This window comes from Planktosalinus sp. (genome assembly GCF_059864935.1).
Map to the genome: position 1 here is coordinate 1 of NZ_JCBCCK010000500.1, position 3,838 is coordinate 3,838.

The window sequence follows — 3,838 nt, forward strand, 5'->3', positions numbered from 1 at the left end:
ATTCTGTTTGTTTCCCTGTAGTTGTGCCCAACTGTGGCACAAATTATTTTTCCGAGTGATGAGGTTGCTTTGGGGGTAGCTTTTTGCATGAGTCGGAGTTTTTTTTAGTTAGTTAACATTAAAAGTATAAAAATGTAAGTAATATCCGACAAAATGTATATTTATTCGACGAAATGCATAAAATTTAACATTTCGCCCTTATTTTCAATTGTGCTCATATGCCCGCCTGAGAATGTTATGAATAGGCATTGACAGCTTGCAGCAATTTTTTTTAACTCATCCACAGGCATGATGGGGTCAAGGTTTCCGGCAATAATGGTTTTAGGGATAGTAAGTTTTTTTAAGAGCCGAGTTCGGTCTTTTCTGATTTTCATTCCCTCAAGTGCTGCAATAATGCCCTGAGTTTTCATTTTCAGGGCATTTGTTTTTAAAGATTCAATTTCTTCAGTAAAAACTTCCTTGTTTTCTTCAGCAAAAAGATTGGGAACCGCCATACTTAAAAAAGTGTCTTTGTGTTTTTTAACCAAAGCAACGGTGCGGTCGCGGTTTTGTTTTCGCTCGGCAGAATCTGCTTTTGGGGAAGAATTTAACAGTACAATTTCAGAACACATTTCAGGATGCCTTTCGGCGAAAGCCAAAACCACATAACCTCCCATAGAATGACCGATAAAAGTTGCTTGTCCTATTTTTTCTTGTCTCAAAACGGCTTCAACCACATCAGCCATCAACTCCATGGAATGGACATATCCTTTGCATTCACTTTGTCCATGACCGGGTAAATCAATAGTAATTACCGTATGTTTTTCAGATAATACAGGAAGAAAAGGGTCCCACATTTTCTGGTTTTCCAAAAAACCATGAAGTAATACCAAAGCTTTTCCATTCCCATGGCGGGTGTAATCAATCTTTGATGCTTTAAATTCTAAAGTCATACTGTGGCAATACTTTATTTATCAATTTAATAAGCTCTTTGGTTTACTTATAATAGAACCATTAAGAAATTTAGGGTCATTAAGAATTATTTGCTACAATTAATACTCACCTCTATTAACTGTTCATCAATTCCTCAATCTCCCCAGCTTCAATCGGGATGTTGCGCATCAGGTTAAAAGGTTCACCTTGTTTTTGAATGACAACATCATCTTCCAGACGAATTCCAAAACCTTCTGCAGGAATGTAGATGCCGGGTTCTACCGTAAAGACCATATTGGGTTGCATGGGTTCCCAAAGGATGCCATAGTCATGAGTATCCAGCCCAATGTGGTGAGAGGTGCCATGCATAAAGTATTTTTTATAGGCGGGCCAGTCGGGGTTTTCATTTTTTACATCGGCTTTGTCCAGAAGCCCTAATCCAATCAATTCTGAAGTCATGATTTTGCCCACCTCCACGTGGTATTCTTTCCAGATGGTTCCGGGCACCAGTAGTTTTGTCGCTTCATTTTTTACCCGTAAAACCGCATTGTAAACCTCTTTTTGCCGTTTGGTAAATTTTCCCGAAACAGGAATCGTGCGGCTCATATCGCTGCTGTAGTTGGCATATTCTGCACCCACATCCATCAGGATCAAATCACCGGCTTTACATTCCTGATTATTTTCAATGTAGTGGAGTACATTGGCATTGTTGCCGCTGGCGATAATGGGAGTGTAGGCAAATCCGCGGGAGCGGTTGTTGAGAAACTCGTGCATCAACTCGGCCTCCAGGTTGTACTCCATCACGCCGGGTTTTACAAAATTGAGAATTCTGCGAAAGCCTTTTTCAGTAATATCGCAGGCTTTTTGCATCAATGCGAGTTCGATGGGGTCTTTTATACTGCGCAGTCGTTGCAGTATCGGATTGCTTTTTGCCCAACGGTGTGCGGGGAATTGTGCTTTGGTTTTTGCAATAAAGCGGTCTTCGCGTGTTTGGGTTTCCACAGCCTGGCGGTAATGCTCGTTGGTGTTGAAATAAATGGTTTCTGCCTGTGTCATCAGTTCAAAAAATACCTTGTCAAACTCTTGAAGCCAGTAAACCGTTTGGATGCCACTCACTTCAAACGCACGGTCTTTGGTCAATTTTTCACCTTCCCAAACAGCGATATGCTCGTTGGTTTCTTTTAGGAAAAGGACTTCACGATTTTTAGGGTCAACCGCATCTGGGAACAGCAACAAAATACTTTCTTCCTGGTCCACGCCGCTTAAATACAGTATGTCGCGTGCCTGTTGAAAGGGCATAGTGCTGTCTGCACTGATGGGGTAAATATCGTTTGAATTAAAAACGGCAATGCTTTTAGGGGCCATTTGTGCCATAAAGTTTTTGCGGTTTTTGATGTACAGGGCTTTGTTGATCGTTTCGTATTTCATACCACCATTCCCGCGAAGGCGGGAATCTCATAATTAAAAGTTCATAATTCCAATATTCCTTCCGCTCAAAGCGGAAAAAACAAAGTTACACAAAGCCTTTGAATCGATAAAACAGATGCCAGAGTATTCTTGAAAAAATAATTTTGAAACCACCACCCAAATATGTACTTTCATCGCTATAAAATTTTCCAACCATGAAAACTATTTTTACTTCGCTTTTTTTTGTATTGTTTTTCACTTTTTCATTTGCGCAACCCGCCGCAACTTCGGCCGATGCTTTGTTGCAATCGCTTCAGGAAACGGAAGTGCTGACTAAAAATTCGCTTGTTAAAAACATCGCTTTTACCAATATCGGCCCTACGGTAATGAGTGGCCGCGTGGTGGATCTGGATGTCAATCCTAATAACCCGATGGAGTTTTATGTGGCCTATGCCAGCGGCGGATTGTGGTACACCAACAATAACGGCACCAGTTTTACACCGATATTAGACAATGCACCTACACAAAATATGGGCGACATAGCCGTAGACTGGAAAAACGGAACCATTTGGGTAGGCACGGGTGAGAACAACTCGTCACGTTCTTCTTATTCGGGGATTGGGATTTTGAAATCGACTGACAAAGGGGAGACCTGGCAGAATATGGGATTGCACGATTCCCATCATTTTGGGCGCATTATTATCAACCCCAACAATCCTGATGAGGTTTTGGCAGCAGTGATTGGTCATTTGTATTCGCCTAACGAAATGCGTGGCATCTACAAAACCACAGACGGCGGTAAAACCTGGAACAAAACACTTTTTATAAACAACGAAACCGGAATCATCGATCTCGAAGCAGACCCTAATAATTTTAATGTGATGTATGCCACTTCCTGGCAAAGGGACCGCAAGGCCTGGCATTTTGAAGGTAGCGGCGAGGGCTCAGCCATTTACAAAAGTGCCGATGGCGGTAATAGCTGGACAAAAGTTTCAGTGGAAGGCAGCGGTTTCCCCACCGGAAAAGACGTGGGGCGCATTGGGTTAGCTGTTTATGACGCCAACACTGTTTATGCTTTTCACGATAATCAGGATTTGAGACCAAAAGACAAAGATTCCCAAGCGGAAGGTATTCTCACCAAAGAAGATTTTAAAAATATGACAACTGCTCAGTTTTTAGACTTGGACAACAGCACCTTAAACCGTTTTTTACGTGAAAACAATTTTCAGGAAAAATACCGTGCCGAAAACGTCAAACAAATGGTGAGCGGCGGTACCGTGAAACCCGTTGATTTAGCCAAATATCTGGAAGATGCCAATGCCATGCTTTTTGATACACCGGTTATAGGTGCTGAGGTTTTTAAATCCACAGACGGCGGTAAAACCTGGACAAAAACCCACGATGATTATTTGGATGACATCTATTATTCTTATGGTTATTATTTTGGGGAAATTTGCGTGGAGCGAAACAATCCCGATGCGATGTATATTTTTGGGGTACCCATTTTAAAATCCAAAGA

Annotated in this window: 3 protein-coding genes; 1 reads left to right on the plus strand and 2 read right to left on the minus strand. The window is 41.7% G+C overall.

Annotation, left to right across the window (positions count from 1 at the left end):
* Positions 1 to 161 precede the first annotated feature (161 nt).
* Both AC6F75_RS14435 and AC6F75_RS14440 read right to left on the minus strand, forming a co-directional pair.
* The gene (locus AC6F75_RS14435) at positions 162 to 932 is read right to left on the minus strand and encodes an alpha/beta fold hydrolase (RefSeq protein ID WP_500715790.1); all 771 of its coding nucleotides are present in this window, start codon (positions 930 to 932) and stop codon (positions 162 to 164) included.
* A 115-nt stretch (positions 933 to 1,047) separates the two neighbouring features.
* Positions 1,048 to 2,340 (minus strand): aminopeptidase P N-terminal domain-containing protein, encoded by a 1,293-nt coding sequence (locus AC6F75_RS14440; protein ID WP_500715791.1) that lies wholly within the window; start codon positions 2,338 to 2,340, stop codon positions 1,048 to 1,050.
* 194 nt (positions 2,341 to 2,534) lie between these two features.
* On the opposite strand from AC6F75_RS14440, the gene AC6F75_RS14445 reads away from it, so the two are divergent.
* Positions 2,535 to 3,838, plus strand: a 1,304-nt coding sequence (locus AC6F75_RS14445) for a VPS10 domain-containing protein (protein ID WP_500715792.1), incomplete at its 3' end; no start/stop codon positions are given.

Bases quoted from the DNA above. Each gene is read 5' to 3' on its own strand.
- AC6F75_RS14435 (WP_500715790.1), bottom strand. From the start codon at position 932: ATGACTTTAGAATTTAAAGCATCAAAGATTGATTACACCCGCCATGGG.
- AC6F75_RS14440 (WP_500715791.1), bottom strand. From the start codon at position 2,340: ATGAAATACGAAACGATCAACAAAGCCCTGTACATCAAAAACCGCAAA.